This is a genomic window from Mesorhizobium sp. W050, from assembly GCF_054719535.1.
Genome location: NZ_JBTTIH010000001.1, coordinates 5,898,728 through 5,922,326 on the forward strand (window position 1 = coordinate 5,898,728; position 23,599 = coordinate 5,922,326).

The 23,599-nt window shown below is 63.1% G+C and carries 22 protein-coding genes and 1 tRNA gene; 11 read left to right on the top strand and 12 right to left on the bottom strand.

The genetic code is table 11. From position 1 onward, the window contains the following. Positions 1–70: 70 nt before the first annotated feature. Both ACYG9Y_RS28565 and ACYG9Y_RS28570 read right to left on the bottom strand, forming a co-directional pair. Positions 71–241 (bottom strand): hypothetical protein, encoded by a 171-nt coding sequence (locus ACYG9Y_RS28565; RefSeq protein ID WP_023670062.1) that lies wholly within the window; start codon positions 239–241, stop codon positions 71–73. Between the two features lie 32 nt (positions 242–273). Then, positions 274–606: a hypothetical protein gene (locus ACYG9Y_RS28570; protein ID WP_023670061.1), complete on the bottom strand. Its 333-nt coding sequence runs from the start codon at positions 604–606 to the stop codon at positions 274–276. A 330-nt stretch (positions 607–936) separates the two neighbouring features. Here ACYG9Y_RS28570 and ACYG9Y_RS28575 point away from each other — a divergent pair, with 330 nt between their 5' ends. Then, positions 937–1,398: a L,D-transpeptidase gene (locus tag ACYG9Y_RS28575; protein WP_023670060.1), complete on the top strand. Its 462-nt coding sequence runs from the start codon at positions 937–939 to the stop codon at positions 1,396–1,398. Between the two features lie 164 nt (positions 1,399–1,562). On the opposite strand, the gene ACYG9Y_RS28580 is transcribed toward ACYG9Y_RS28575, so the two are convergent. Then, positions 1,563–4,646 (bottom strand): efflux RND transporter permease subunit, encoded by a 3,084-nt coding sequence (locus ACYG9Y_RS28580; RefSeq protein ID WP_023696405.1) that lies wholly within the window; start codon positions 4,644–4,646, stop codon positions 1,563–1,565. Beyond that, positions 4,643–5,947 carry an efflux RND transporter periplasmic adaptor subunit gene (locus tag ACYG9Y_RS28585; protein ID WP_023737425.1) on the bottom strand — a complete coding sequence of 435 codons (1,305 nt, stop codon included), beginning with the start codon at positions 5,945–5,947 and terminating at the stop codon, positions 4,643–4,645. The genes ACYG9Y_RS28580 and ACYG9Y_RS28585 overlap by 4 nt, the downstream gene beginning before the upstream one ends. A 149-nt stretch (positions 5,948–6,096) precedes the next feature. Here ACYG9Y_RS28585 and ACYG9Y_RS28590 point away from each other — a divergent pair, with 149 nt between their 5' ends. The 5 genes from ACYG9Y_RS28590 (at position 6,097) to ACYG9Y_RS28610 (ending at position 11,341) form a co-directional block, all read left to right on the top strand. After that, positions 6,097–6,633 carry a TetR/AcrR family transcriptional regulator gene (locus ACYG9Y_RS28590; protein WP_023670057.1) on the top strand — a complete coding sequence of 179 codons (537 nt, stop codon included), beginning with the start codon at positions 6,097–6,099 and terminating at the stop codon, positions 6,631–6,633. A gap of 348 nt (positions 6,634–6,981) precedes the next feature. Beyond that, complete coding sequence (locus ACYG9Y_RS28595) at positions 6,982–7,770, top strand: 3-hydroxybutyrate dehydrogenase (protein WP_023714996.1); 789 nt, start codon at positions 6,982–6,984, stop codon at positions 7,768–7,770. 140 nt (positions 7,771–7,910) lie between these two features. Next, positions 7,911–8,729, top strand: a complete 819-nt coding sequence (locus ACYG9Y_RS28600) for a chromate resistance protein ChrB domain-containing protein (RefSeq protein ID WP_023737426.1) — start codon at positions 7,911–7,913, stop codon at positions 8,727–8,729. Further along, a complete protein-coding gene (chrA, locus tag ACYG9Y_RS28605) occupies positions 8,726–10,117 on the top strand; it encodes a chromate efflux transporter (RefSeq protein ID WP_023737427.1) in 1,392 nt (463 codons plus the stop codon). The genes ACYG9Y_RS28600 and chrA overlap by 4 nt, the downstream gene beginning before the upstream one ends. Before the next feature lie 237 nt (positions 10,118–10,354). Next, complete coding sequence (locus ACYG9Y_RS28610; protein ID WP_023737429.1) at positions 10,355–11,341, top strand: methyltransferase; 987 nt, start codon at positions 10,355–10,357, stop codon at positions 11,339–11,341. A 10-nt stretch (positions 11,342–11,351) separates the two neighbouring features. Here the strand turns inward: ACYG9Y_RS28610 and ACYG9Y_RS28615 are convergent. Then, a tRNA-Arg gene (locus tag ACYG9Y_RS28615) sits at positions 11,352–11,428 on the bottom strand. A gap of 106 nt (positions 11,429–11,534) precedes the next feature. Next, on the bottom strand, positions 11,535–12,698 hold the full coding sequence (locus ACYG9Y_RS28620) for a M20 aminoacylase family protein (RefSeq protein ID WP_023699100.1): 1,164 nt from the start codon (positions 12,696–12,698) through the stop codon (positions 11,535–11,537). A gap of 233 nt (positions 12,699–12,931) precedes the next feature. Here ACYG9Y_RS28620 and ACYG9Y_RS28625 point away from each other — a divergent pair, with 233 nt between their 5' ends. Beyond that, positions 12,932–14,110 (top strand): D-alanyl-D-alanine carboxypeptidase family protein, encoded by a 1,179-nt coding sequence (locus tag ACYG9Y_RS28625; RefSeq protein ID WP_023737430.1) that lies wholly within the window; start codon positions 12,932–12,934, stop codon positions 14,108–14,110. Between the two features lie 3 nt (positions 14,111–14,113). Further along, positions 14,114–15,217 carry a CobW family GTP-binding protein gene (locus ACYG9Y_RS28630; RefSeq protein ID WP_023737431.1) on the top strand — a complete coding sequence of 368 codons (1,104 nt, stop codon included), beginning with the start codon at positions 14,114–14,116 and terminating at the stop codon, positions 15,215–15,217. A 12-nt stretch (positions 15,218–15,229) separates the two neighbouring features. On the opposite strand, the gene ACYG9Y_RS28635 is transcribed toward ACYG9Y_RS28630, so the two are convergent. From ACYG9Y_RS28635 to ACYG9Y_RS28655, 5 genes are all read right to left on the bottom strand, one after another. Next, positions 15,230–15,478 carry a sulfurtransferase TusA family protein gene (locus tag ACYG9Y_RS28635; RefSeq protein ID WP_027050749.1) on the bottom strand — a complete coding sequence of 83 codons (249 nt, stop codon included), beginning with the start codon at positions 15,476–15,478 and terminating at the stop codon, positions 15,230–15,232. Positions 15,479–15,537: 59 nt separating this feature from the next. Then, the gene (locus tag ACYG9Y_RS28640; protein WP_023737432.1) at positions 15,538–16,833 is read right to left on the bottom strand and encodes a L,D-transpeptidase family protein; all 1,296 of its coding nucleotides are present in this window, start codon (positions 16,831–16,833) and stop codon (positions 15,538–15,540) included. Positions 16,834–17,067: 234 nt separating this feature from the next. Further along, positions 17,068–18,018, bottom strand: coding sequence for an acetyl-CoA carboxylase carboxyltransferase subunit alpha (locus tag ACYG9Y_RS28645; RefSeq protein ID WP_023685389.1), 951 nt, complete (start codon positions 18,016–18,018; stop codon positions 17,068–17,070). A gap of 88 nt (positions 18,019–18,106) precedes the next feature. Next, a complete protein-coding gene (locus tag ACYG9Y_RS28650) occupies positions 18,107–19,018 on the bottom strand; it encodes a site-specific tyrosine recombinase XerD (RefSeq protein WP_352608846.1) in 912 nt (303 codons plus the stop codon). Positions 19,019–19,038: 20 nt separating this feature from the next. Continuing rightward, positions 19,039–19,191, bottom strand: coding sequence for a hypothetical protein (locus ACYG9Y_RS28655; RefSeq protein WP_023670666.1), 153 nt, complete (start codon positions 19,189–19,191; stop codon positions 19,039–19,041). A gap of 172 nt (positions 19,192–19,363) precedes the next feature. On the opposite strand from ACYG9Y_RS28655, the gene ACYG9Y_RS28660 reads away from it, so the two are divergent. Genes ACYG9Y_RS28660 through ACYG9Y_RS28670 form a run of 3 tightly spaced genes read left to right on the top strand, consistent with a single transcriptional unit; the run spans position 19,364 to position 21,998 of the window. Then, positions 19,364–19,975, top strand: a complete 612-nt coding sequence (locus ACYG9Y_RS28660) for a shikimate kinase (RefSeq protein ID WP_023670667.1) — start codon at positions 19,364–19,366, stop codon at positions 19,973–19,975. Then, positions 19,972–21,102: a 3-dehydroquinate synthase gene (gene aroB / locus ACYG9Y_RS28665; protein WP_023737433.1), complete on the top strand. Its 1,131-nt coding sequence runs from the start codon at positions 19,972–19,974 to the stop codon at positions 21,100–21,102. The genes ACYG9Y_RS28660 and aroB overlap by 4 nt, the downstream gene beginning before the upstream one ends. Then, positions 21,102–21,998 (top strand): HlyC/CorC family transporter, encoded by an 897-nt coding sequence (locus tag ACYG9Y_RS28670; RefSeq protein ID WP_023737434.1) that lies wholly within the window; start codon positions 21,102–21,104, stop codon positions 21,996–21,998. The genes aroB and ACYG9Y_RS28670 overlap by 1 nt, the downstream gene beginning before the upstream one ends. Positions 21,999–22,039: 41 nt before the next feature. Here ACYG9Y_RS28670 and ACYG9Y_RS28675 read toward each other — a convergent pair whose 3' ends face one another. Then, positions 22,040–23,590 carry a SpoVR family protein gene (locus ACYG9Y_RS28675; RefSeq protein ID WP_023670670.1) on the bottom strand — a complete coding sequence of 517 codons (1,551 nt, stop codon included), beginning with the start codon at positions 23,588–23,590 and terminating at the stop codon, positions 22,040–22,042. Between the last annotated feature and the right edge of the window lie 9 nt (positions 23,591–23,599).

A 23,599-nucleotide genomic window follows, 5' to 3' on the forward strand; every position in this document is an offset into this window, starting at 1 on the left:
GGTCGGGAGGCTGGATTGTTCCTCGGCTCGCCCAAAAAAGCTGCGCAATCTCGGGCGCCATGCATAGGCGTCAGCGCACCACCAGAAGCGATGGTCCCGACGGCAATTCGCTGGCGACTACGATTTCGCTGGCGGCATGCGCGCGGTCCTTCAGGAGAACCGTGGCGAGACCGGCAAAGCCGAGCAGGCCTTGTGCATAGAGCAGTACCGAAAGCACGGAGGCTGCAGATTTCGTCTTCATCGGTGTCCCCAAAAATCAGAACCGCGGGTGCTTCAGGATAAACCCGAAGTGCCCGCGTCGCCCACGGAGCCCCCCGTTGCGACGCGGGCCTTCGGTCCTCTCGGCAGCAAGTTGCCGGAGGGGCCGCGCATCCACTTCAACCCGAGGCCGACCCGCCAGAGGGCCCTGAGACGGTTGATGCGCAGACTGGAGACAATCCAGACCAAGGCTATGAACAGCGCGGCATGCAGCGTCGAAATCTCACCCGAATTCATCACCGCCAGTTTCGTCATCGGGGTGCCGGCTACTGTGCCGATGCCGCCGACGACAAATGCGGCGATGCTTATCCTGAAGAGCCAGGACAGGGTGGTTGATTTGATGCTCATTTTCGTTGGCGCCGGCTGTTCTCGTTGGGATGACTGTGCCGCGAGCCTGTAACCAGATCATGCCGCCCAGGCCGCGCTTTGTTGCAAGTCGGTTTCGAGCGAAGCCAAACTTCTTTCATATAAAGAGATCAGCACTTTCGTTTGGCGGCCCGGTCATGATCGGGAATGCGCAGCACAGGCGGAGCACGCTTCCCTTGTCCACCTTGCTTGTTAGCCAGAGGAAACAGATTCGAAACACAAACGAGCCTCAGCGAAGTCAGTCTGAAACATGGCGCGGGGATAAGGCGGCCACCGAATTGACGCCGGCAGGACCGGCAAAGAGGAGCCATCATGTACAAAGCCATTTCCGCCAAACTCATCAACGTCACCGCCGCAGCCGGCGGCGCCGCGCTTCTGCTTGGCGCCGCCAACAGCACCGCCCATGCCGCGGCAAACCAGATCGTGGCGCGTGTTTCGCTGTCGCAGCAGACCATGGAAGTGCTGGTCGATGGCCGGCCGACTTTCGCCTGGAAGGTCTCGACCGGCGACAGTGCGCATGTCACGCCGACCGGCTCGTTCAAGCCGACCCGCATGCACGAGATGTGGCATTCGAAGAAATACGACAACGCGCCGATGCCGCATTCGGTCTTCTTCAGCGGCGGCTACGCCGTGCATGCGACCAACGCCATCAAGCGGCTGGGGCGGCCGGCGTCGCATGGCTGCGTGCGGCTGCATCCCGACAATGCCGCCGACTTCTACCAGTTGGTCGAAACCTTCGGGCCGACCAACACCAGCATCGTCATCGTCAAGTAGCAGACTGCGTTTGGAGCGATGGTGCAGCGCAGCCGGCCAGGTCATGCCGCACCGCAAGTTCCCGCCTGAAGCTCCATCAGAGCTTCGCGGTAAATCAATCCAGTCAAAAAAGAGGCCGGAAATTTCCGGCCTCTTTTCGTTTGTTCGCTAACGCCGTACGCAGCTCAGTCCGCGTGCACCGGCATCAGCTTCGGGTCTGGCTTTTCGGCGTGGTGCGGCAGGTCCTTGCTGGCGATGAAGGTGTAGAACATCGGCACCACGAACAGGGTGAACATGGTTCCGACCAGGATGCCGGTGAAGATCACGAGGCCCATCGAATAGCGCGCCGCCGCACCAGCACCACTGGACACGATCAGCGGCACGACGCCGAGCGCCATCGCCGCTGTCGTCATCAGGATCGGCCGCAAGCGCACCTTGGCCGAGGCGACGATCGCATCGCGCCGCCTCATGCCATGCAACTCGCGCTGCTGGTTGGCGAACTCGACCAGAAGAATGCCGTGCTTGGTGATCAGACCTATCAGTGTGATCAGGCCGACCTGCGTGTAGATATTGAGCGTTCCAAGCCCCAGATTGAGCGGCACGATGGCGCCAAAGATCGACAGTGGCACCGCCATCATGATGATCAGCGGGTCGCGGAAGCTTTCGAACTGCGCCGCCAGCACCAGATAGATGACGATTACGGCGGCTGCGAACGCGATAAGGATCGTGTTGCCCTGCTCCTTCTCCTGCCGGGACTGGCCGGAATAATCGATGAAGAAGGTATCGGGCAGGCTCTCCTTGGCAAGGTTCTCCAGGGTCTGCAGCCCGTCGCCCGTGGTGACGCCGGGAAGCGGCAGCGCTGATATCGTCGCCGAGTTCAGCTGGTTGAACTGCTCGATCGCGGCCGGCGCGGCGTTGGTCGAAATCTTCACCACCGCTGAAAGCGGCACCATTTCGCCGGTCACGCTACGAACGAAATATTCGCCGAGCTTCTCGGGATTGTCGCGGAATTCCTTCGGCACCTGCGGGATGATGTCGTAGCTGTTGGAGTCGCGGTCGAACTGAGCCACTTCGGCGCCGCCGACCAGCAGCGTCAGCGTCTGGCCGATGTCGGCGATCGGCAGGTTGAGAGCCGCCGCGCGGTCGCGGTCGATGGTCACCGTCACCTGCGGAGCGTCAAAGGACATCGAGTTTTGCACGACGATGAAGCGGCCGGAGGCCTGCGCCTTGTTCTTAATCTGCTCGGCCGCCTCGTAGACCTCGGCGGAACCACCGGTCGAGCGCACCACCATGGAGATCGGCAGGCCGCCGCCGGAGCCCGGCAGCGTCGGCGGCGCGAAGACGAAGGCCTCGACGCCGGCCACCTTGCCGAGGCGTCCCTGGATATCGGCTTGAAGCTCCTTTGAGTTGCGCTGGCGCTCGGCCCAATCCTTAAAGGCGAAGCCGACAAAGGCGCCGTTGGTGGCGCCGCCAAAGGCAACGGCAGAGAATTGCGCCCTGGTTTCGGGAATGTCCTTCACCAGGCCGAGGATCTGGTTGACGTAGGTCTCGGTGTAGTCCGAGGTCGCGTAGCGCGGTGCCGTCACGATCGACAACAGGAAGCCCTGGTCCTCTTCCGGCGCCAGTTCGCTCGAGGTCTTGGTGAACATGAAACCGGTGAGCGCAACCAGCGCCACGACCATCAGCAGCGTCACCGGTCGATTTCTCAAGGAGGCGGTGACCGCCCGCTCATAGACATGCTCGACACGGCTGAAGGTTCCGTCGACGACGCGCTGGAAGCGACTGTGCGATCCCGCCTTGAGCAGACGCGCCGCCATCATCGGCGTGATGGTGACGGCTATGAGGCCGGACAGCACCACCGAACCGGCGAGCGTCACCGCGAACTCGCGGAACAGCGCGCCGGTCAGGCCGCCGGTGAAGGCCAGCGGCGCGAACACGGCGGCGAGCGTGATGGTCATGGCCACGATGGCGGAGAAAATCTCGCGCATGCCGTTGAAGGCCGCCTGCATCGGCGACATGTGGTCCTCCTCCATGTGGCGATGAATGTTCTCCACCACCACGATAGCGTCGTCGACGACAAGGCCGATGGCCAGCACCATGGCCAGCAGCGACAGAAGGTTGATCGAATAGCCGACCGCAAACAAAAGAAAGCAGACGCCGACCAGCGACAGCGGGATGGTCACGATCGGCATCATCACCGAGCGGAATGAGCCGAGGAACAACAGGATGACCACGACGACGATGGCGACGGCTTCGGCGATGGTCTTGAACACTTCATCGATCGAGGCGCTGATCTGTTCGGTGGAATCGTAGACGATTTCGATGGTCATGCCTTTCGGCAGCGTCTCTTGAATCAAAGGCACGATCTTGTGGATCGCCTCCGCCGTTGTCAGCGGGTTGGCGGCCGGCGTCGGGAAGATGGCGAGGAAGGTGCCGGGCTTGCCATTGAAGCTCACCCTCGTGTCGGTGCTCTCGGCGGCAAGCTCGACTCGCGCCACGTCGCGCAAGCGCACCACCTGGCCGTCCGTCGAGCGCAGCGGAAGCTCGGCAAAGGCCTCAGGCGTCTGCAGCGTCGAGCGAACCGTGATCGAGGAGACGACATATTCGTTCTCGGTGTTGCCGGGCGCCGACAGGAAGTTGGAGTTGTTGATCGCCGCCAGCACTTCGGCGGCGGTGACGCCACGCGCAGCAAGCTTGACCGGGTCGATCCAGACCCGCATCGAATATTCCTCGGCGCCGAAGATCTGCACGTCGGCTACACCTTCGACCGTCGACATGCGGGGCCGCACGACGCGCTCGATATATTCGGTGAGCTGCTCCTTGCTCATGTTCGGATTCTGCATCGAGATGTACATCATCGCGAACTCTTGGCCGGTGCCCTTGACGATGACCGGGTCCTTGGATGCATCCGGCAAGGTGCCGCGTACGCCCTGCACCTTCGACAGGACCTCGGTGAGCGCGACATCCGGATTGGAGCCGAGCTTCATCTGGACGACCACAGTGCTCGAAGACGGCCGGCTGGACGAGGTGACGTAGTCGATGTTCTCGGTCGAGGCGACGGCCCGCGCGATCGGGGCGGAGATAAAGCCCTGGATCAGGTCGGCGCTGGCGCCGGGATAGGCGGTGGTGATGGTGATCGCCGTCTCGTCAACCTTGGGATACTGCCGGATCGACAGGTTGAAGATGCCCTGGAAACCCAGGAGCAGGATCATGCAGGCGAGGACGGTGGAGAGGACCGGCCGGCGAATGAAGATGTCGGAAAAGTTCATTGCTGAGCCTGCTGGTTAGCCGACTTGCTGGGGTCAATTGTGTTGTCGACAGCGACGGACATGCCGTTGAAGAGACGGTTCTGACCGGCGGTGACGACCTCGTCACCGGCCTTGATGCCCTCGATGATCTCGACCATGCCGTCGTTGCGGCGGCCGGGCTTCACGAACACCTGCGACAGCACGAGCGCCGGCTTTTCCGGTTCTGCCGCGGGCTTCGCGGGGTCGACAGCCGGCTTGTCCGCGGGCTTCGCCGCGGCGTCTTCGGCAGCCGGTTTCGCGCCGGCCGGCTTTGCATCTGCCGCCGGCTTTGCCGCGTCGCCCCCCGCAGCAGGCTTTTCCTCGGGTTTCGCGGCCGAGGCGCCTTCCGCCGGCTTCGCCGGAACGACGACGAAGACGAAGTCGCCATAGAGGCTCGACGTCAATGCCGTCTGCGGCAAGGACAGAATGTTTTTCTCCTGCGGCAGCTCGACCCGAACCTGGACGAACTGGCCGGGCGTCAGCTTGCCGTCAGGGTTGGCGACCTCGCCGCGGACGGACACCAGGCGGCTTGAAGCGTCGATCTTGGGATCGATGCCGCGAATGGAGCCGGCAAACGGCATGTCGGCGCCGCCGCCGGTGCCGCCGAGGCCGAGCCGCACCGCCTGGCCTATCTTGAGCAGCGGCAGCTGCTGTTCGGGTACCGAGAAATCGACCCGCATGGTGTCCAGATCCTGCAAGGTCACCACTGCGTTGCCGGGCGAGAGATATTGGCCGAGGTCGATCTTGGGGATGCCCACGGTGCCGGCGAACGGCGCCGTCAGCTGCTTCTGATCGAGCACGGCCTGCAGCTTGTTGACCTGCGCGGCGGAGGCCGATGCAGCGGCTTGAGCGGTGTCGAGCGTGGCATCCGTTCCGACGCCGCGCCGCTGCAGCTCCAGCGCGCGTTCGAGCGCCGTCTTGTCGGACACTGACTGCGCCTTGGCCGCGACCAGATCCGCGCGTTCGACGGCATCGTCGAGCTGCAGCAGGACCGAATCGACCGGCACCTTCTGGTTGGCATGGAAAAGGATGTCCTTGACGATGCCGCTGGTCTCGACGGTAAGGTCGACACCGCGCACGGCGCGTACCGTGCCGATCGCCTCGACGCCCGGCGTCCAGTCGGAAGGCTTGACGACAACCGTCGATACGGTCGTCGCCGGCGGCTTCATGGTGGCGAAATACTGTTTGATAGCGTTGTCGCGGAACAGGTTGAAGCCGACAACGCCGACGCACACCAGAGCGAGCAGAAGCAGAATTGCGGTGATAGAGATGAAGCGCTTCACGAACTGTCCCCTCGGCCGGTGTCCGGCAAAATAGCCGAATAGCGGGACACTTATCGACGCCAGGTCCCGATTACAAATGACGGCGAACTTACTGTACCGTCTGGACGGTCTTGTCAATTCCGCCTAGGCTGGTGCGGGGGAAGGGATCGATGAAGACCCAAAGGGCAAATTCGCGCGACAAGATACTCGCCGCCGCCGCCGATGTCGCACGCGAGACCGGTCCCGGCAGCCTGTCGCTTGACGCCGTCGCCAGCCGCGCCGGCGTGTCGAAAGGCGGCCTGTTATATAACTTTCCGACCAAGGCCAAACTGATGCAGGGCCTTGTGGAGAATTACCTGCGCGCGTTCGAGCTGGCGCTGGAATCGGGCCGTGTCGCCGGCGCCAGCGGCGAGAGCCTGCTCGCCACCTATATCCGGCTCTCGGCGGATGATTGTGAGGAGCCGAAGCCGACGGCTTCGTGGATATTCTCGGCGATCGCCGAGGATCCGGATTTCCTGACGCCGATAAAAGCCTTCAAGTCACAGCTGCTGCAGCGGCTGAAGAGCGAGACGCCGGACCTCAAGACGCTGCTGGTCTGCTTTCTGGCCATCGAAGGGCTGCGCAGCATGAACCTCTTCGATTCCGACGTGCTGTCCGCCGACGAACGCCACTTGCTGGTATCGGCCCTACTGGAGATTGCGGGATAGCTTAGGGCGTCGCGGTCGAAGAAGCGATACGGGCCGGGCGGAAAGGACGGTTAGTGAGCGGCATGGCATAGGCACGCATCACGACATCGGCGATTTCAAGCTACAGCCCCCCTGATTCGTTGGATCGATGCTTCAGGAATGACTGCGCGAATGCGCGGCCGACTATGTTGCGCCGCACCATAACACTGCCGTGCCAGCCTTGACGTGTCAGCCTTGAGACGGCGCTCGGCGAGGCCGGCAAAGCGCGTTTTAGGGCTGTGATGGCGCCGACATATGGTTATGGCATTGTCATGTTGCGGCGCACAAACTATGTGCCTTTGTAGTCCTCCTAACAGTCGCGAGATCTCCATGGGTTCCCTTTCTTCGAAGAATGCGCTCGTCACCGGATCGACCAGCGGCATTGGCCTGGCCATTGCCCGCGCCCTTGCCGCCGAGGGCGCCAACGTCACGATCAACGGCCTTGGCGAAGCCGCGGCGATCGAACAGGAGCGCGCCGGCATCGAGAAGGATTTCGGCGTCCAGTGCCGCTACTCCGGCGCCAACATGATGGACGGCGCAGCGGTGACCGCCATGGTGCGCGAAGCCGAGCAGGCCTTGGGCAGCCTCGACATTCTGGTCAACAATGCCGGGATACAGCATGTCGCGCCAATCGAGGAGTTTCCCGACGACAAGTGGGAAGCCATCATCCGCATCAATCTGCTTGCCGCCTTTTACGCGATCAAGGCCGTGGTGCCCGGCATGAAGGCGCGCAAATGGGGCCGCATCATCAACACCGCGTCGGCGCATGCACTGGTCGCCTCGCCGTTCAAGTCGGCTTACGTCTCGGCCAAGCACGGCATAGCGGGTCTGACCAAGACGGTAGCGCTGGAAGTCGCGCAGGACGGCATCACCGTCAACGCCATCGCGCCCGGCTATGTCTGGACGCCACTGGTCGAAAAACAGATCCCCGACACGATGAAGGCGCGCGGCATGACCGAGGAACAGGTCAAGCACGACGTGCTGCTGGCAGCGCAGCCGACGAAGCAATTCGTCACCGTCGAGGAGCTCGCCGCGCTGACTCTGTTCCTGTGCTCTGACGCAGCCAGACAGATCACCGGCACCACCTTGCCGATGGATGGCGGCTGGACGGCGCAGTAGGCGCGGTCCCCCGGCGCCGCTCTTTCCTTGACAAAGGCGAAGGATCAATCCAGCATTGTGGCAAGGGGTTCCTTCGCGACGACCCCGTGAGGCGTCAGCCCAATGATCGCGTCCAAACTCTCACGCTGGAGGTGGACGCCATGCCGTCAACAACCGCAATCACCGTAGCGCAGCTTTCCCGCCTTGTCGGTCTGTCCGACGCGCCTGTTCTTGTCGATGTCCGCATCGACGAAGACTACGACGCCGATCCGCGCCTGCTTCCGGCCTCGTGCCGGCGCGACTTCAAGTCTGTTTCGAACTGGGCGGCCGAATTAACGGGGGCTCATGCTGTCGTCATCTGCCAGAAGGGGCTGAAGCTTTCGCAAGGCGTTGCCGCATGGCTGCGCCATGAGGGCATTGCTGCCGAATCCCTTGAAGGCGGCTTCGAGGCGTGGCAGGCGGCCAAGGGGGTTCTGGTCAAGGCCGACAAGATACCGCCCCGCGACGACAAGGGCCGCACGGTCTGGGTGACGCGTGCCCGCCCCAAGGTCGACCGCATCGCCTGTCCCTGGCTGATCCGCCGCTTCGTCGATCCCTCGGCGGTGTTCCTGTTTGTCGAGCCGTCTGAAGTGCTGGCGGCCGCCGATCGGTTTGGGGCGGTTGCGTTCGACATCGACGACGTGTTCTGGAGCCATCGCGGCGAGCGCTGCACCTTCGACACGATGATCGAAGAGTTCGGGTTGCAGTCCGAAGCGCTCGATCGCCTTGCGCTGATCGTGCGTGCAGCCGATACGGCGCGCCTCGATCTCGTACCGCAGGCGGCCGGGTTTCTCGCTGCATCGCTCGGGCTGTCGCGCATGTTCCGCGACGATCTCGAACAGCTTGATGCCGGCATGCTGCTCTACGATGCGTTCTTCAGATGGTGCCGCGATGCCACTGACGAAACCCACAATTGGCCCAGCGCGGGCAAAGCGCCATGAGCGCCCTCGCCGCGGACGACGATGCACGGGCTACCGAGGCTCCGATCGTCCCGACCTTCCGCCAAGCCGCGAAACTGTGGGCAAGGGTCGGCCTGCTCTCCTTCGGCGGGCCGGCCGGACAGATCGCGCTGATGCACAAGGAATTGGTCGAGGATCGCCGCTGGATCGGCGAGCAGCGGTTCCTGCATGCGCTCAACTACTGCATGCTTCTGCCTGGCCCCGAGGCACAGCAGCTCGCCATCTATATCGGCTGGCTGCTGCACCGGACCGCCGGCGGCCTCGTTGCCGGCATCCTGTTCGTGCTGCCCGGTGCGTTTGTCATGCTGGGCCTCAGCATCTTCTACGTGCTCTACAATGATGCGCCTGTCATCGAGGCGCTGTTTTTCGGCATCAAGGCGGCGGTGCTGGCCGTCGTCGTCGAGGCGGTCCTCCGCATCGGCAAACGGGCGCTCAAGAACCGGGTGATGGTGGCGATCGCGGTGGCCGCGTTCCTTGCCATCTATGTCATCCGGCTGCCGTTTCCGCTGATCATCCTGGTTGCAGGGCTGACCGGCTGGATCGGCAACCGCCTGGCACCGGCGCGTTTTTCCGGAGCCGCACGCGGCAAGGACAATTTGCCCGATGTCAGGGGTGCCGTCGACGTCATGTTCGAACGCGGCGAACTCGCTCACACCAAGCCGACGAAATGGCACGCGCCGCGCACCATCGCGATCTGGCTGCCGATCTGGCTCGGGCCGGTCGTACTGATCCTGGCGCTGACCGGCCCTGCCAGTGTTTGGGCACAGCTTGGCGGCTTCTTCAGCCTGATGGCGGTGGTCACATTCGGCGGCGCCTACGCCGCACTCTCCTATGTCGCGCAGGCAGCGGTGACGTCGTTCGGCTGGCTGGCGCCGGGTGAAATGGTCGATGGGCTTGGCCTGGCCGAGACGACGCCGGGACCATTGATCCTGGTGCTGCAATTCGTCGGCTTCGTCGCCGCCTATCGTCAAGCCGGTGCGATGGGACCGCTTGTGGCCGGATCGCTCGGCGCATTGCTGACGCTCTGGGTGACGTTCGTGCCGTGCTTCTTCTGGATCTTTCTCGGTGCCCCCTACATCGAGGCGCTGCGCGGCAACAAGGCACTGTCGGCGGCGCTGAGTGCGATCACAGCGGCTGTCGTCGGCGTGGTGATGAACCTTGCGCTGTGGTTCGCACTTCATGTCGTCTTCGGCGCGGTGCACCGCGTTGGCCTGGGCATGGAGGTGCCGGTGCTGTCGTCGCTGGATTGGCGTGCCGCGCTGCTGGCGGCAGCCGCTATGGTCGCCATGCTGAAACTGAGGATCGGCATGCTGCCGACATTGGCCGGCTCGGCGCTGGCCGGACTGGCGCTGCTGGCCTTGCCTGCGTAGCGTTCGAAGGCGCGGCCAGCCATCATCACAGCCGGATTTTTGAGGTATGCCGGGGCGGCGCACAACGGTCGCGGGCGCTGGTAGGATCAGCGCCGGCCCCGGAGATACCCTTTATGTCGAACCCGATGCCGCCAAGCTGAACCTGTTCGACGTGGAGAGCGACGCGCTGGTGAACTGATTTGACGAGGTTGGCCGAGCTGTTCAAAGTCGATCCTGGATCGCACAACGGGATGTGACATGGTGGATTCCGATCGGATCGACAAGCTGATCGCAGGGGTGCCCCCTGCCTTGGCGCTTCGTGCCGGGCTGGACCTTGGCATCTTCACCCGGCTCGGCGGCGATGCTGCGACTGCCGACAGCCTTGGGGCAGCGCTCAAAGTCGAGCCCGCTCGTCTGTCGCGGCTCCTCTACGCGCTCGCCAGCATCGGTCTCCTCGAGGTCGAGGATGGTCAGTTTCGCAACGGAGCCGAATCGTCGGAGTTTCTCGACACGTCCAAGCCGACCTATCGCGGCGGCGATCATGTGCTGCTGCGCGAACTCTGGGGAGCCGACCTTTTGACCGCAGAGTCGCTGCGGCAGAACCGGCCGGCCGCGCTGCATGACTTTTCTGAAGCGGGGCCAGAATCCGCAGCGGCCTTCAGCCGCATGCTCGCATCGGGAGGGGTGATTTTCGGCCGGAATCTGGCCCGTGAGCTGGACCTCTCTGCGGTCCGTTCGGTGATCGACATCGGCGGCGGCGCCGGGACCATTCTGGTCGGACTTCGCGAGCGATGGCCGCATATTGCGGCGACTTTGATGGAACTCCCGACGGTCGCGGCGGTCGCACCAGCGATCCTGTCGGAATACGGTGCCGGCGATGTGGTTGTCGAAGAAGGCGACATAACGGTCGCGCCATCGACCGGCCGGCATGACTTGGCAATTCTGAAGGCTGTCGTCCAGGTCCTGCCGCCGGACCAGGCGCGCAGTTCGATCCTGAACGCGGCGCGTTGCCTCACCCAAGGAGGCGAGATCGCAATTGCGGGGTGGGGTGTCGTCGATGACGACCGTCTCGGCCCGCCTGAGGGTGTCTTTCTCAATCTCACCTTCCTGAACCTTTACCGCGCAGGCGAATCGTACACGGAAGGTCAGTATCGCGGGTGGATGGCCGAAGCTGGGTTCCGGGATATCTCCAGGTCGCAGCTGACCGACGGCACCACGTTGTTTCGTGGGCGCCTCACGGACTGATCGTGGCTGCTGGTGATCCCGACAGGAATCGAACCTGTGACCTACAGATTAGGAATCTGCCGCTCTATCCTACTGAGCTACGGGACCACGCGGCCCGACACATAGCCGCTTCCGATCGTTTCGCCAAGAGGCTCGCCGAAGGCAATGAAGAGGCCGGCCGAAGGCTAATCGGCCGGCCTTTCGTCGGGGCAGGTCAGGCTGCCAGCGCCGTTTCGGCCAGTTTCACCCAGTAGCTCATGCCGTGCGGGATGACTTCGTCGTTGAAGTCGTAGGCCGGATGATGGAGGCCGGCGGTCTCGCCATTGCCGATGAAGATGAAGGCGCCAGGTCGGGCTTCCAGCATGTAGGAGAAGTCTTCGCCGCCCATCACCGGCTGGATGGCGCGGTGGACCTGGGTGTCGCCGGCGACATGTGCCGCGACATCGCCGGCAAAGACCGTTTCTTCCGGATGATTGAAGGTCACGGGATAGTTGGCGTCATAGTCGACAGTGATCGTCGCGCCGAAGGCGGTGGCTATTCCTTCGCAGATGGTGCGGATGCGCTCTTCCGACTTCTTGGCGATCTCTTTCTTCAGTGTGCGCACCGTGCCGGCAATCTCGGCGGTCTCGGGAATGACGTTGTAGGCGTCGCCGGCGTGGAACTTCGTCACCGAAACCACCACCGCCTCGACCGGATCGGTGCTGCGCGAAGCGACCGTCTGAAGGGCGCCGACCAACTGGCTGGTGATGACGATCGGGTCGATCGTGCCGTGCGGCATCGCCGCATGGCCGCCGCGGCCCTTCACGGTGATGGTGAACTCGGCGGTCGCCGCCATGATCGGGCCCGGCCGGATGGCGAACTGGCCCACCGGCAGGCCCGGCATGTTGTGCATGCCAAAGACGCGCGAAATATCGAAACGCTCCATCATGCCGTCCTTGACCATCTCGTTGCCGCCGCCGCCGCCCTCTTCCGCCGGCTGGAAGATGACCGCGACCGAGCCGGCGAAATTGCGCGTTTCGGTCAGATATTTGGCGGCGCCCAAAAGCATCGCCGTATGGCCGTCATGGCCGCAGGCATGCATTTTGCCGGGAATGGTCGAGGCATAGGGCTTGCCGGTGATCTCGTTGATCGGCAGCGCGTCCATGTCGGCGCGCAAGCCGATGGTCGCGCCTTGCCCCTTGCGGCCATGGATGATGCCGACGACGCCGGTCTTGCCGAGGCCCGTCACCACGTCGTCGCAGCCGAATTCCTTCAGCTTCTCGGTGACGAAGGCGGCGGTCTTGAAGACATCGAAATTCAGTTCTGGCGTCTGGTGCAGATGGCGTCGCCAGCCGGCAACTTCATCCTGCATCTCGGCGGCGCGGTTGAGAATCGGCATAATGGTTCCATCTCGCTGTTGGAGCAGACGATCTGGCCTGCTTGATTGCAATTGTGATTGCCATGCTTGTTGCCATCTTGGCACTTTGCCATCTTGGCGTCACATAGGGTAAATAGCACCCCAGACAATGTGATCCGGAAATTGAGGGCCGGATCAGGTCATGCTGGCCATCGCGTAACGAAATCTTACGGACCCAGGGGCGACTACGGCAAGAGGCGATTTCGGATTCCATGATGCGGCACAGCCATATCCTCAAATTACTGCTAACGGGCGGCTTGGCGCTACCCATGCTGGCTGGGCCAGCTTTGGCCAATCCGGTGATCCTGTTCGACCTCAACAGCGGCAAGGTTCTGCAGCACCAGGACGCATTCAAGCGCTGGTATCCCGCTTCGCTGAGCAAGCTGATGACCGCCTATGTCACCTTCCGGGCGATTGCCGCCGGCGAGGTCCAGCTCGATTCACCGATCAAGGTGACCAAGCATTCGGCGGGCGAACCGCCGAGCAAGATGGGCTTCAAGCCGGGCTCGGTGATGCGGCTCGACAATGCGTTGAAGATGATGCTGGTCAAATCGGCCAACGATATCGCCATGGCCATCGGCGAAAACATAGGCGGCTCGCAGGCCGGATTCGCCGTTCGCATGAATGCGGAGGCGGCGCGGCTTGGCATGACCGGAACGCATTTCGTCAATCCGAACGGCCTGTTTTCGCCGGAGCAGTACACGACGGCGCGCGATCTTGCCCTGCTGGTGATGGCGATCCGCAAGGAATTCCCGCAATACGCCCCCTGGTTCTCGATCGAAGGCCTTGCCGTCGGCAAGAAGGCGATCTCCAACTACAATCTCTTGATCGGGCGCTATCCCGGCGCCGACGGCATGAAAACCGGGTTCGTCTGTCCCTCGGGCTTCAACATGATCGGCTCGGCGACACGCAATGGCCGCACGCTGGTCGCGGTCGTGCTCGGCGAAAAATCGGCGATCAGCCGTGCCGAGACCGCCGCCAGGCTGCTTGACCAGGGCTTTGCCATGCCCGACCCGCACTGGCTCACGGTCGCGGCCATGCCTTCCTATGGCGATACCATGTCACCCAACGACATGCATGATGAGATCTGCAGGAAGAAGGCGCCGCACGAGCAGTCCGAGGCGGCTCCGCCAGTGGCCGCGAAGGGCGCCGACGTGCCGAAATCGCCCTATCAGGAAAAGCTCGACCACGTGCCGACGCTGGTTGCAGTCGGCCTCGGCGGCGCCACCGGGCCGGCGCCGAAGGCGATGCTCGACCAGGGCGGCCAGGAATACGCCGATGTGCCGCTGCCGAGCTGGCGGCCAGACATTCCGGCGCCAAAGGGCGCCGAACCGGCCGTGGTGGGCCAGGCAACCGCGGTGCAGGGCGACCAGCTGGTCAAAGCCGCGAACTAGGCGATGGCTGGCTTTCCGATACCCGTCACGGTGGTCACCGGCTTCCTAGGCGCCGGCAAGACGACATTGCTCAACCGGCTGCTCAAAGATCCGGCACTGGTCGACACGGCCGTCATCATCAACGAATTCGGTGAGGTGGCGATCGACCACCTGCTGGTCGAGCAGGCCTCGGAAGGCATCATCCAGTTGTCCGACGGCTGTCTGTGCTGCACGGTGCGCGGCGAACTGGTCGATACGCTGGCTGACCTCGTCGACCGGCTGCAGACCGGCCGTATCGCCCGCCTTGCCCGCGTCGTTGTCGAAACCACCGGGCTCGCCGATCCGGCGCCGGTGCTGCAGTCGATCATGGCGCATCCCGCCCTTGTGCAGGCCTTCCGACTTGATGGCGTCATCACGCTGGTCGACGCGGTCAACGGCAATGCGACGCTCGACGGCCATGTCGAGGCGGTCAAGCAGGTGGCGGTCGCCGATCGCATCGTGCTGACCAAGGTCGATCTGGCCAGCGATCCCGGCGACGTCGATGCTTTGCGAACGCGACTCCATCAGCTCAATCCAGGCGCCGTGGTGCTGGACGCCGGCGACGGCCGAACCGGCGTCGCGGCGCTGTTCGATTGCGGCCTCTACAATCCGGCGACCAAATCCGCCGATGTCCGGCGCTGGCTCGGCGAAGAAGCCGCCTATGAGCACCATCATCATCATGATCATGACCACGGCGAGCATGAGCATCACCACCGCCACGATTCCCGCGTGCGCTCCTACTCGCTGGTCCATGACGGCCCGGTGCCGTTTTCGGCGATTGAGATGTTCCTCGACCTGCTGCGTTCGGCGCATGGCGACAAGCTTTTGCGCATGAAGGGCGTCATCGAGCTTGCGGAGGACCCGTCGCGGCCGCTTGTCGTCCACGGGGTGCAGAAGATCCTGCATCCGCCGGCGCGGCTGCTGGCCTGGCCGGACGGCCAACGCGGCACCAGGCTGGTGCTGATCACGCTCGACATGCCGGAAGATTATGTGCGCCGGCTGTTTTCCGCCTTCACCAACCGGCCGTCGATCGACACGCCGGATCGCGCGGCGCTGGAGAGCAATCCGCTGGCGATAGCCGGGGGCTGATTGTCAGGCTCGCTATGCGCCGCGTTCGACCAGGAAGCGGTGGCCGCCGCTGACGGCTGACGTTTCAACAAGCTGGTGACCAGCGTCGGCGCAAAAGGCGGGGATGTCGATGACCGCCAGCGGGTCGGTGGTCTCCAGCCAGAGCCGGCTGCCCGGCTGCATCGCCGCCAAGCGTTTTTTCGCCTTGAGAACGGGCAGAGGGCAGTTCAGGCCCTTGAGGTCATAGATCGCGGTGTGATTTGTTTGTTTGTCTTCATGCATGTCTTTGTCCCAAAACCGCGGCGCACTTTTGGGCGGCATGCATCGGCAAGGCGAAAACCTCAGCCGCCGAACATGCCTAGCAGCTTGTTCTTGATCTTCGACATCCGGCTTTCGTCCGCCGGCGGTTCTGCAGGCGCCGCCTCGACGCTCGCAGTGGCGACCGGCTGCTGGGCGCCCTGCTTGGCTGCTTCCTTTTCGGCCAGCGCTTGGGCCTTTGCCGCTTGCTTTTCAGCCAGTGCCTGGGCCTTGGCGGCCTTCGCTGCCTCAATGGCAGCAACCCGCTGTTCCTCGGCCTTGCGCTTGGCTTCCTTCTCTGCGTCCAGCGCCGCCATCTTGCGGCCGGCGGGCGAATCGATGCGGCCCATGCGCGCCGTCTCGGTCAGCGTGCCGTCGGAATTCAGCGACGGCGGTTCGATCGGCACGCGCTCGCCCCGGGCGCGGCGCTTCGACCAGTCGGAAACGATGCTGGCTTCCTTGATGCCAGCAATGGTCGGCTTGGGCGCCGGAACACTGGCCTTGACCGCGCCGGTGAAGGCCGCGTCATAGCTGCTTTGATAGGCGTTGAGTGCGCTCTTCAGCGAATCCGGCTGCGTGGTCGCGGGGCAGGCGCCAGTCGGATCGAATGTCGTGCCCTCGGGCGCCACCTGGTTGAAGACATAGCGCTTGTCGCAGACATCGACCTTCGGCGGCACCTTGGTGATCTCGAAATTGTCGTAACCGACCTTCAGCATCTTCCAGAACTCATAGTTCGGGTCGTTGCGGTAGCGCGCCATGTTGGCGGCGGTCATGCGGAATGGGAAGGCCTGGATCTGGAACTCGGTCTGGCCGCCCTGGAAGGCATCGCGACCAAAAGCGTAGATCTGCTCGATCTGCGGGTCGGTCATCGAATAACAGCCCGACGACGAGCAGGCGCCATGCACCATCAGATTGGCGCCGGTGCGGCCATTGGCACGGTCATAGGCGTTGGGATAGCCGATGTTGAAGGACAGATGATAGTTCGAGCGCGGATTCATCTGCGACGGGCGGACCGTATAGAAACCTTCCGGCGCCTGGCGGTCGCCCTCGGTGTATTTCGGGCCGAGCTTGCCCGACCATTTGCAGATGTCGTAGCTGGCGACCATCTCGTAGCGGCCGGTGGTCTTGGCCTTCCAGATTTCGAGCTTGCCTTCTTCCTTGAAGATGCGAGCCATCACCGACGAGGTGCGGATCATGCCCTTGGCCTTCATGTCGGCCAGGATCTTGTCCGGCAGCGGCTTGCTGGCTTCCGGCGCAAAATTCTTCATCGAGGAATCGTTGCAGCCGGCAACGCCAAGCGCGGCGATCAGAAGTCCAGTGCGGGCAAGCTTGGTAAACATGGATACGGCTATGTCTTTTTCTCGCGTCACGGCCGGATAGCGCCCGGGCCTGCATGCTGAACACTGACGGACCCTAAGCCCGTTAACCTTGAAAATTCCTTACCGCAAGCGTCGGACGGCGCCCCCCACGGCAATTCGCCCGGTGTCACGGATTTTTTATTGAGCCGAATGCGGCGGCATTTTTGTGGCGAAATTGCTCCTTGACGCCACATTGCGGTGCGCTGCCGGCCAAAATCAGAGGCTGCGGCCCATCGCCAGATATTTTTCGCGGCGCTGTTCGCGAAAATCGGTGTTGGCGCCGGCAAAATCCTTCATCGTCTTGGCGATGAGGTCGCCGGTGGCGGCGATCACCGTTTCGGGCGCGCGCTGGGCGCCACCGAGCGGCTCGGCAATGATGGCGTCGATGATCTTCATTTCCAGAAGGTCCTGGGCGGTGATCTTCATGTTGGTCGCCGCATCTTTCGAGCGCGTCGTGTCGCGCCACAGGATCGAGGCAGCGCCTTCCGGCGAGATCACCGAATAGATGGCGTGTTCCAGCATGTAGACGCGGTTGGCGGTGGCGATCGCAATGGCGCCGCCCGAACCGCCTTCGCCGATTACAACCGAAATCGATGGCACTTTGAGGCCGAGGCAGGCCGAGGTTGAGCGGGCGATGGCTTCAGCCTGGCCGCGTTCCTCGGCGCCAACGCCGGGGTAGGCGCCGGCGGTGTCGACCAGCGTCAGAAGTGGGATCTGGAAACGGTCGGCAAGTTCCATCAGCCGCACGGCCTTGCGGTAGCCTTCAGGGCGCACCGAGCCGAAATTGTGCTTGAGCCGGCTCGCCGTGTCGGAGCCCTTTTCCTGGCCGATGACGGCCACCGGTTCGCCGCGGAAGCGGGCGAAGCCGCCGATGATCGCCTGGTCCTCGCCGAAATTGCGGTCGCCGGCGAGCGGCGTGAAATCGCTGAACAGACCCTTGATGTAGTCGAGGCAATGCGGCCTGTCGGTGTGGCGCGCGACCTGCACCTTCTGCCACGGCGTCAGCGCCTTGTAGATGTCGCGCAGCGCGTCGCGCACGCGCTTCTCGAGCCGGCTGATTTCGTCGCCGACGTCGACCGCCTCGCCATTCTCGGCAAGCTTCTTCAGCTCGAGGATCTTGAGTTCAAGGTCCTGCACCGGCTTTTCGAAATCGAGGTAATTGTACATTCTTGAGCGGACCGATGCGTCGGAAGGCAAACATCGCGCAGATGTAGGCTCCGCGCGGACACGTTGCCCTCACATAGCGATATGAGGCCTAGTCGGCAAGCGGATGATGATCGTTGACCAGCCGCACCAACCGCTCTTCCAGCACATGCGTGTAAATCTGCGTGGTCGAGATATCGGCGTGGCCGAGCAGCTGCTGCACCGCCCTGAGATCGGCGCCGTTCTGCAGGAGATGGCTGGCGAAAGCATGGCGCAGCACATGCGGCGAAATTTTCGCCGCCGATATGCCGGCCCGCGCGGCAAGGCCTTTGAGATCGCGGGCAAAGACCTGCCGGGAGAGAAAGCCGCTGTCGCCGGCGGCCGGGAACAGAAACGGGCTGTCGGCGAAAGCCGGCACCGACGCCCGGGCCGTGAGCCATGCCCGCATCGCCATGCGGGCCTTGGCCGACAGCGGCACCATGCGCTCCTTGTCGCCCTTGCCGCGCACCATGAAGAAGCGGTCGTCGCGCTGGGCGACGGTCACCGGCAGGCCGACAAGTTCGGAGACGCGCAGGCCGGTGGCATAGAGCACCTCGACCAAAGCGTGCAGGCGCAGTGCCGCCACCCGGTCGCCATTGACGCCATCGCCTGTCTCAAGCGCCGCACGGTCGAGCAGCCGACCGGTATCGGCCTCGCTCATCGTCTTGGGCAGCGGCCGGCCCTTTTTCGGACTGTCCAGCGTGCCGGTCGGGTCGTCGCCGCGCAAGCCCTCGGCGTAGAGAAACTTGAAGAACTGGCGGATCGCCGACAGTTTGCGCGCCTGCGACGTCGACGCAAAGCCGCGCGCTGCGATGTCGTCGAGATAGGCGCGGATGTCGACTGCGGCGGCGGCGGCAAGCCCGCCGGCAATCTGCTGCGAAGCGTCTTCGAGATCCCGGCGGTAGGAAGACAGCGTGTTTTCAGCGGCACCGCGTTCGGCGCTCATCATCTCGAGAAAGGCTTCGATGCGGGCCGCGCTGTTCATGTTCCAGGGGTCAGTTTGGGTCAGTTTTTCTTGGGGTTCAGCTTTTCCGGTGGGATGCGCACGGTGATTTCCGCCTTTTTCGGCTCGACGAACATCGCCAACGCCACCATCGTGCCATAGGCAATGCCGGCAAGAATCATCATCGTCACGACAAAGCGGAACAGCGTCGGCATCAATCTTCGCCCGTCTTCTTGCTCTGCGATTCCAAACCCTGTGCCCTTATGGGACGCTAATTCCTTCAATTCAAGGACGAAGGGCTCTGGGTGCGAAAGGCGCTATGCTTGACGCAAACGGGCTTTTGATGTCGATACGCCGGCAAAGACGGCTTAGAAACAGCATGGTCTCATGAACGCGTTACCAGCAAATCCTCCCGGCGATAGCCATGCCGCGCTGCTCGACAGGCTGGGCAGCCGCTCGATCGTCTTTGTCGGCCTGATGGGCGCCGGCAAGACGGCGATCGGCCGCAAGGTGGCGACGATGCTGTCGCTGCCCTTCGTCGACAGCGACCAGGAGATCGAAACCGTGTCGCGCATGACGGTGCCGGAACTGTTCGAACGCTATGGCGAGACCGAATTCCGGGCATTGGAGCAGCGCGTCATCCTGCGCGTGCTGGAGAGTGGGCCGCAGGTGCTGTCGACGGGCGGCGGCGCGTTCATGAATGCGCAGACGCGGGAAGCGATCGCCGGGCATGGCGTGTCGGTGTGGCTGAAGGCCGAGATCGACCTATTGATGGAACGCGTGTCCAAGAAGCAGAACCGGCCGTTGCTCAAAAGCGCCGATCCGCGCGCCGTGCTCGAGCGACTGATGGGCGAGCGCTACCCGGTCTATGCCACGTCCAACATCACCGTGCCGACACGCGACGACCGCAAGGAGGTCATTGCGACGGAGGTTGTCGACGCGCTGTGCGGGCATTTCGGCATTCCGGCTCCGACTGCGCCAGGCGAGGTGCGGCTGTGAGCGAACCGGTCACTGTCGAGGTCGGCCTTGGCGAGCGTGCCTATGACATCCTGATCGGCCCTGGCCTTTTGGCGCGCGCCGGCGCCGAGATTTCTAGCCGCCTGCCCGGCACGAGGGCGGCGGTGGTCACCGACGACAATGTCGCGGCGGCACATCTCGACGCGCTGAAGGCCGGTCTGGAAACAGGCGGCATCCAGCCTGCCGTCATCACTTTGCCGGCCGGCGAAAAGACCAAGAGCTTTGCCCATCTCGAAGAGGTGGTCGACGGCGTGCTCGCCGCCAAGCTGGAGCGCGGCGATGTCGTCATTGCGCTTGGCGGTGGCGTCATCGGCGACCTGACCGGCTTTGCCGCCGGCATCGTGCGCCGCGGCATGAATTTCGTCCAGATTCCAACCTCGCTGCTGGCGCAGGTCGATTCCTCGGTCGGTGGGAAGACCGGCATCAACAGCCCGCGCGGCAAGAATCTGGTCGGCGTCTTCCATCAGCCGAAGCTGGTGCTGGCCGACACCGAAGTGCTCGACACGCTGCCGATCCGCGAATTTCGCGCCGGCTATGCCGAGCTTGCCAAATACGGGTTGATCGACCGACCGGAGTTTTTCGCCTGGCTGGAAGCGAACTGGGAAAAGGTGTTCGCTGGTGGTGCGGAACGGGCGGAGGCGATTGCCGAGGCCTGCCGCGCCAAGGCCGATGTCGTCGCCCGCGACGAGTTCGAAACCGGCGACCGCGCACTGCTCAATCTTGGCCACACATTCGGCCATGCGCTGGAAGGCGCCACACAGTATGACGGCGCCCGCCTCGTGCATGGCGAAGGCGTCGCCATCGGCATGGCGCTGGCGCACGGCTTTTCCGCAAGGCTCAATCTGGCCAGCCCCGACGACGCGGCGCGGGTCGAGGCGCATCTTCGCGCCGTCGGTCTACCCTGGCGGATGGCCGACATCCCTGGTGAGTTGCCCGATCCCGAGGTGCTGCTTGGCTTCATCACCCAGGACAAGAAAGTGTCGCGCGGCGCGCTGACATTCATCCTGACGCGCGGCGTTGGCCAGGCTTTTATTGCCAAGGATGTACCGGCGTCGGAAGTGCTTTCGTTCCTCAGGGAGAACCACCCGGGCCAGGAAAGCCGGCAATGATGATCAACGAGCCCGGCTGGACCGCCGTCGCCGTCCTTGCCATCCTCATCCTGCTTGTCCTGGCCGTGCGCACGCGCCTGCTTGCCATGTTCGGCTATGAGTTGTCGCGCATCGAGCCGCAGCGCTCGACCCAGGACGAGTTGCGCGGTGCGGTCGACGATTTCCGCCGCGACGGCCAGATGGTGCGAGAGGACCGCGACCGCGTCGGCGGGCTGTTCGATCTCGCCGAGCTCGAAGTCTCCGACATCATGGTCCACCGCACCAATATGCGCTCGGTCAATGCCGACAATGGGCCGGAAGCGGTGGTGCGCGAGATCCTGCAAAGCCCGCACACCCGCATGCCGTTGTGGAAAGGCTCTCTCGACAACATCGTCGGCGTGCTGCACGCCAAGGACCTGCTGCGAGCGCTGAACGAGGTCGGCAACGACTTTTCCCGGATCGACGTGATGAAGATCGCTTCGAAGCCTTGGTTCGTGCCCGACACCACGACGCTGCAGGAACAGCTCAACGCCTTCCTGCGCGCCAAGGCGCATTTCGCTATCGTCGTCGACGAATATGGCGAGGTCGAAGGGCTGGTGACGCTGGAGGACATTATCGAGGAGATCGTTGGCGAGATCGCCGACGAGCACGATGTAGACATTCAGGGCGTGAAGCAGGAGGCGGACGGTTCCGTGGTCGTCGACGGCACCGTGCCGATCCGCGATCTCAACCGGGCGCTCGACTGGAACCTGCCTGACGAGGAAGCGACCACCATTGCCGGCCTGGTCATCCACGAGACGCAGTCGATCCCCGAGGAAAAGCAGGCTTTCACCTTCCACGGCAAGCGCTTCGTGGTGATGAAGCGCGACAAAAACCGGATCGCCAGAATCAGGATCAGGCCGGCGGGCGAATCTTAAAGGTACCGAGCAGGCCCGCCACATGACGCTCTTTGCCGAGCTTATGCAGCGATCTGGCTCGTAGACCGTTCGTGGATGGTCGCACCGGTTTGAGCGTCAACTGCGACCAGGCTGACCTCGTAGCCCCAGAGGCTGCGGACATGGCGCAGCGTCGCGTCACGGCTGGCCCCTTCGAGCACAACACCATCCTTTACCCTGTGTTGCAGCCGCAACTGCCGGTCGCCGAGCAGGTCGACATCAATCACCTGGATGTCCGGCCGATTCGCTCCAAGGTCGTAACTGTGGGCTAGCTGGGCGCGTATCTTGTGATAGCCACGTTCGTTGTGGATCGACGCGACTTCGAAATGCGGTTTGTCGGCTCCATCGCCAAGCACGAAGAACCGCCATTTTCGGATCAAGCTCGGGCTGAGATACTGGCGGATAAAGGATTCGTCGCGGTGGTTGGCCCAGGCCTCAAGCAGGACCTCGCGCCAGTTGCCATGTCCTGCAATGTCCGGGAACCAGTCGCGGTCCTCCGCCGTCGGCTCGGTCGAAATGCGCTGTATGTCCTGCATCATGTCGAGGCCGAGGGCATAGGGATTGATGCCTGAAAACCGGGGATCGTCAAAGGCCGGCTGGAAGATCACGTTCGAATGGTTGCGCAGGATTTCGAGCATGGCACCTTCGCCGATCCGGCCACGATCGAATAGCATGTTCATGAGCGTATAATGCACGAAGGTGGCGCAGCCTTCATTCATCACTTGAGTCTGTCGCTGCGGGTAGAAATATTGCGCGATGACGCGGACGATCCTGATGATCTCGCGCTGCCAGGGTTCCAGGATCAGGCTGTTCTTCTCGAGGAAATACAGGAGGTTTTCCTCGGGCAGGTTGAGCGATCTCTTGCGCTCCGCCATCCCTTGATCCTCATTGCCGGACTTGTTTTTGTTCTGCGACGGCGGCAGCGTGCGCCACAGATCGTTGTAGGAGCGCTCTTCGTATTCGAGGCGCTCGCGAAGCCCTTCGCGCTGTCGCTCCGACGAGAGCTTTGGCGGCCGGTGATAGCGGAACACCCCTTGTTCCATCAGCGCATGGGCGGAATCGAGAATGGCCTCCACTGCTGCAAGGCCGTGCCGCTCCTCGCACCGGGCGATGTAGCCCTTGGCGAAGTCCAGATAACCCAGGATTGCCCCGGCGTCGGTCCATTGCTGAAACAGATGATTGTTCTTGAAGAAATGATTGTGGCCAAGCGCCGCGTGGGCCGTCACAAGGGCCTGCAACGCCATGGTGTTTTCCTCCATGAGGTAGACGATGCAGGGATTGGAGTTGATGACCAGTTCATAGGCCAGCCCCCGACCACCCTTACGGTAAAGAAGCTCCTGGTGAAGGAAATGTTTGCCGAACGACCAATGCCGATACATCAGTGGCATGCCGATAGATGAGTAGGCGTCGAGCATCTGCTGGGAGGAGATTATCTCCATCTGGACCGGGTAAGTATCGAGATGCAACTCGTCGACCGCGATCGCCTCGATCTCTTCAAAAGCCCGCGATAATTTCTCGAAATTCCAGTCGGAACCGGAAAACAACAAATTCGTTTCGTTGGCTCGCCTGACCATCTCTCTCTC

Bases quoted from the DNA above. Each gene is read 5' to 3' on its own strand.
- ACYG9Y_RS28565 (WP_023670062.1), bottom strand. From the start codon at position 241: ATGAAGACGAAATCTGCAGCCTCCGTGCTTTCGGTACTGCTCTATGCA.
- ACYG9Y_RS28570 (WP_023670061.1), bottom strand. From the start codon at position 606: ATGAGCATCAAATCAACCACCCTGTCCTGGCTCTTCAGGATAAGCATC.
- ACYG9Y_RS28575 (WP_023670060.1), top strand. From the start codon at position 937: ATGTACAAAGCCATTTCCGCCAAACTCATCAACGTCACCGCCGCAGCC.
- ACYG9Y_RS28580 (WP_023696405.1), bottom strand. From the start codon at position 4,646: ATGAACTTTTCCGACATCTTCATTCGCCGGCCGGTCCTCTCCACCGTC.
- ACYG9Y_RS28590 (WP_023670057.1), top strand. From the start codon at position 6,097: ATGAAGACCCAAAGGGCAAATTCGCGCGACAAGATACTCGCCGCCGCC.
- ACYG9Y_RS28595 (WP_023714996.1), top strand. From the start codon at position 6,982: ATGGGTTCCCTTTCTTCGAAGAATGCGCTCGTCACCGGATCGACCAGC.
- ACYG9Y_RS28600 (WP_023737426.1), top strand. From the start codon at position 7,911: ATGCCGTCAACAACCGCAATCACCGTAGCGCAGCTTTCCCGCCTTGTC.
- chrA (WP_023737427.1), top strand. From the start codon at position 8,726: ATGAGCGCCCTCGCCGCGGACGACGATGCACGGGCTACCGAGGCTCCG.
- ACYG9Y_RS28610 (WP_023737429.1), top strand. From the start codon at position 10,355: ATGGTGGATTCCGATCGGATCGACAAGCTGATCGCAGGGGTGCCCCCT.
- ACYG9Y_RS28620 (WP_023699100.1), bottom strand. From the start codon at position 12,698: ATGCCGATTCTCAACCGCGCCGCCGAGATGCAGGATGAAGTTGCCGGC.
- ACYG9Y_RS28625 (WP_023737430.1), top strand. From the start codon at position 12,932: ATGCGGCACAGCCATATCCTCAAATTACTGCTAACGGGCGGCTTGGCG.
- ACYG9Y_RS28630 (WP_023737431.1), top strand. From the start codon at position 14,114: ATGGCTGGCTTTCCGATACCCGTCACGGTGGTCACCGGCTTCCTAGGC.
- ACYG9Y_RS28635 (WP_027050749.1), bottom strand. From the start codon at position 15,478: ATGCATGAAGACAAACAAACAAATCACACCGCGATCTATGACCTCAAG.
- ACYG9Y_RS28640 (WP_023737432.1), bottom strand. From the start codon at position 16,833: ATGTTTACCAAGCTTGCCCGCACTGGACTTCTGATCGCCGCGCTTGGC.
- ACYG9Y_RS28645 (WP_023685389.1), bottom strand. From the start codon at position 18,018: ATGTACAATTACCTCGATTTCGAAAAGCCGGTGCAGGACCTTGAACTC.
- ACYG9Y_RS28650 (WP_352608846.1), bottom strand. From the start codon at position 19,018: ATGAACAGCGCGGCCCGCATCGAAGCCTTTCTCGAGATGATGAGCGCC.
- ACYG9Y_RS28655 (WP_023670666.1), bottom strand. From the start codon at position 19,191: ATGCCGACGCTGTTCCGCTTTGTCGTGACGATGATGATTCTTGCCGGC.
- ACYG9Y_RS28660 (WP_023670667.1), top strand. From the start codon at position 19,364: ATGAACGCGTTACCAGCAAATCCTCCCGGCGATAGCCATGCCGCGCTG.
- ACYG9Y_RS28670 (WP_023737434.1), top strand. From the start codon at position 21,102: ATGATCAACGAGCCCGGCTGGACCGCCGTCGCCGTCCTTGCCATCCTC.
- ACYG9Y_RS28675 (WP_023670670.1), bottom strand. From the start codon at position 23,590: ATGGTCAGGCGAGCCAACGAAACGAATTTGTTGTTTTCCGGTTCCGAC.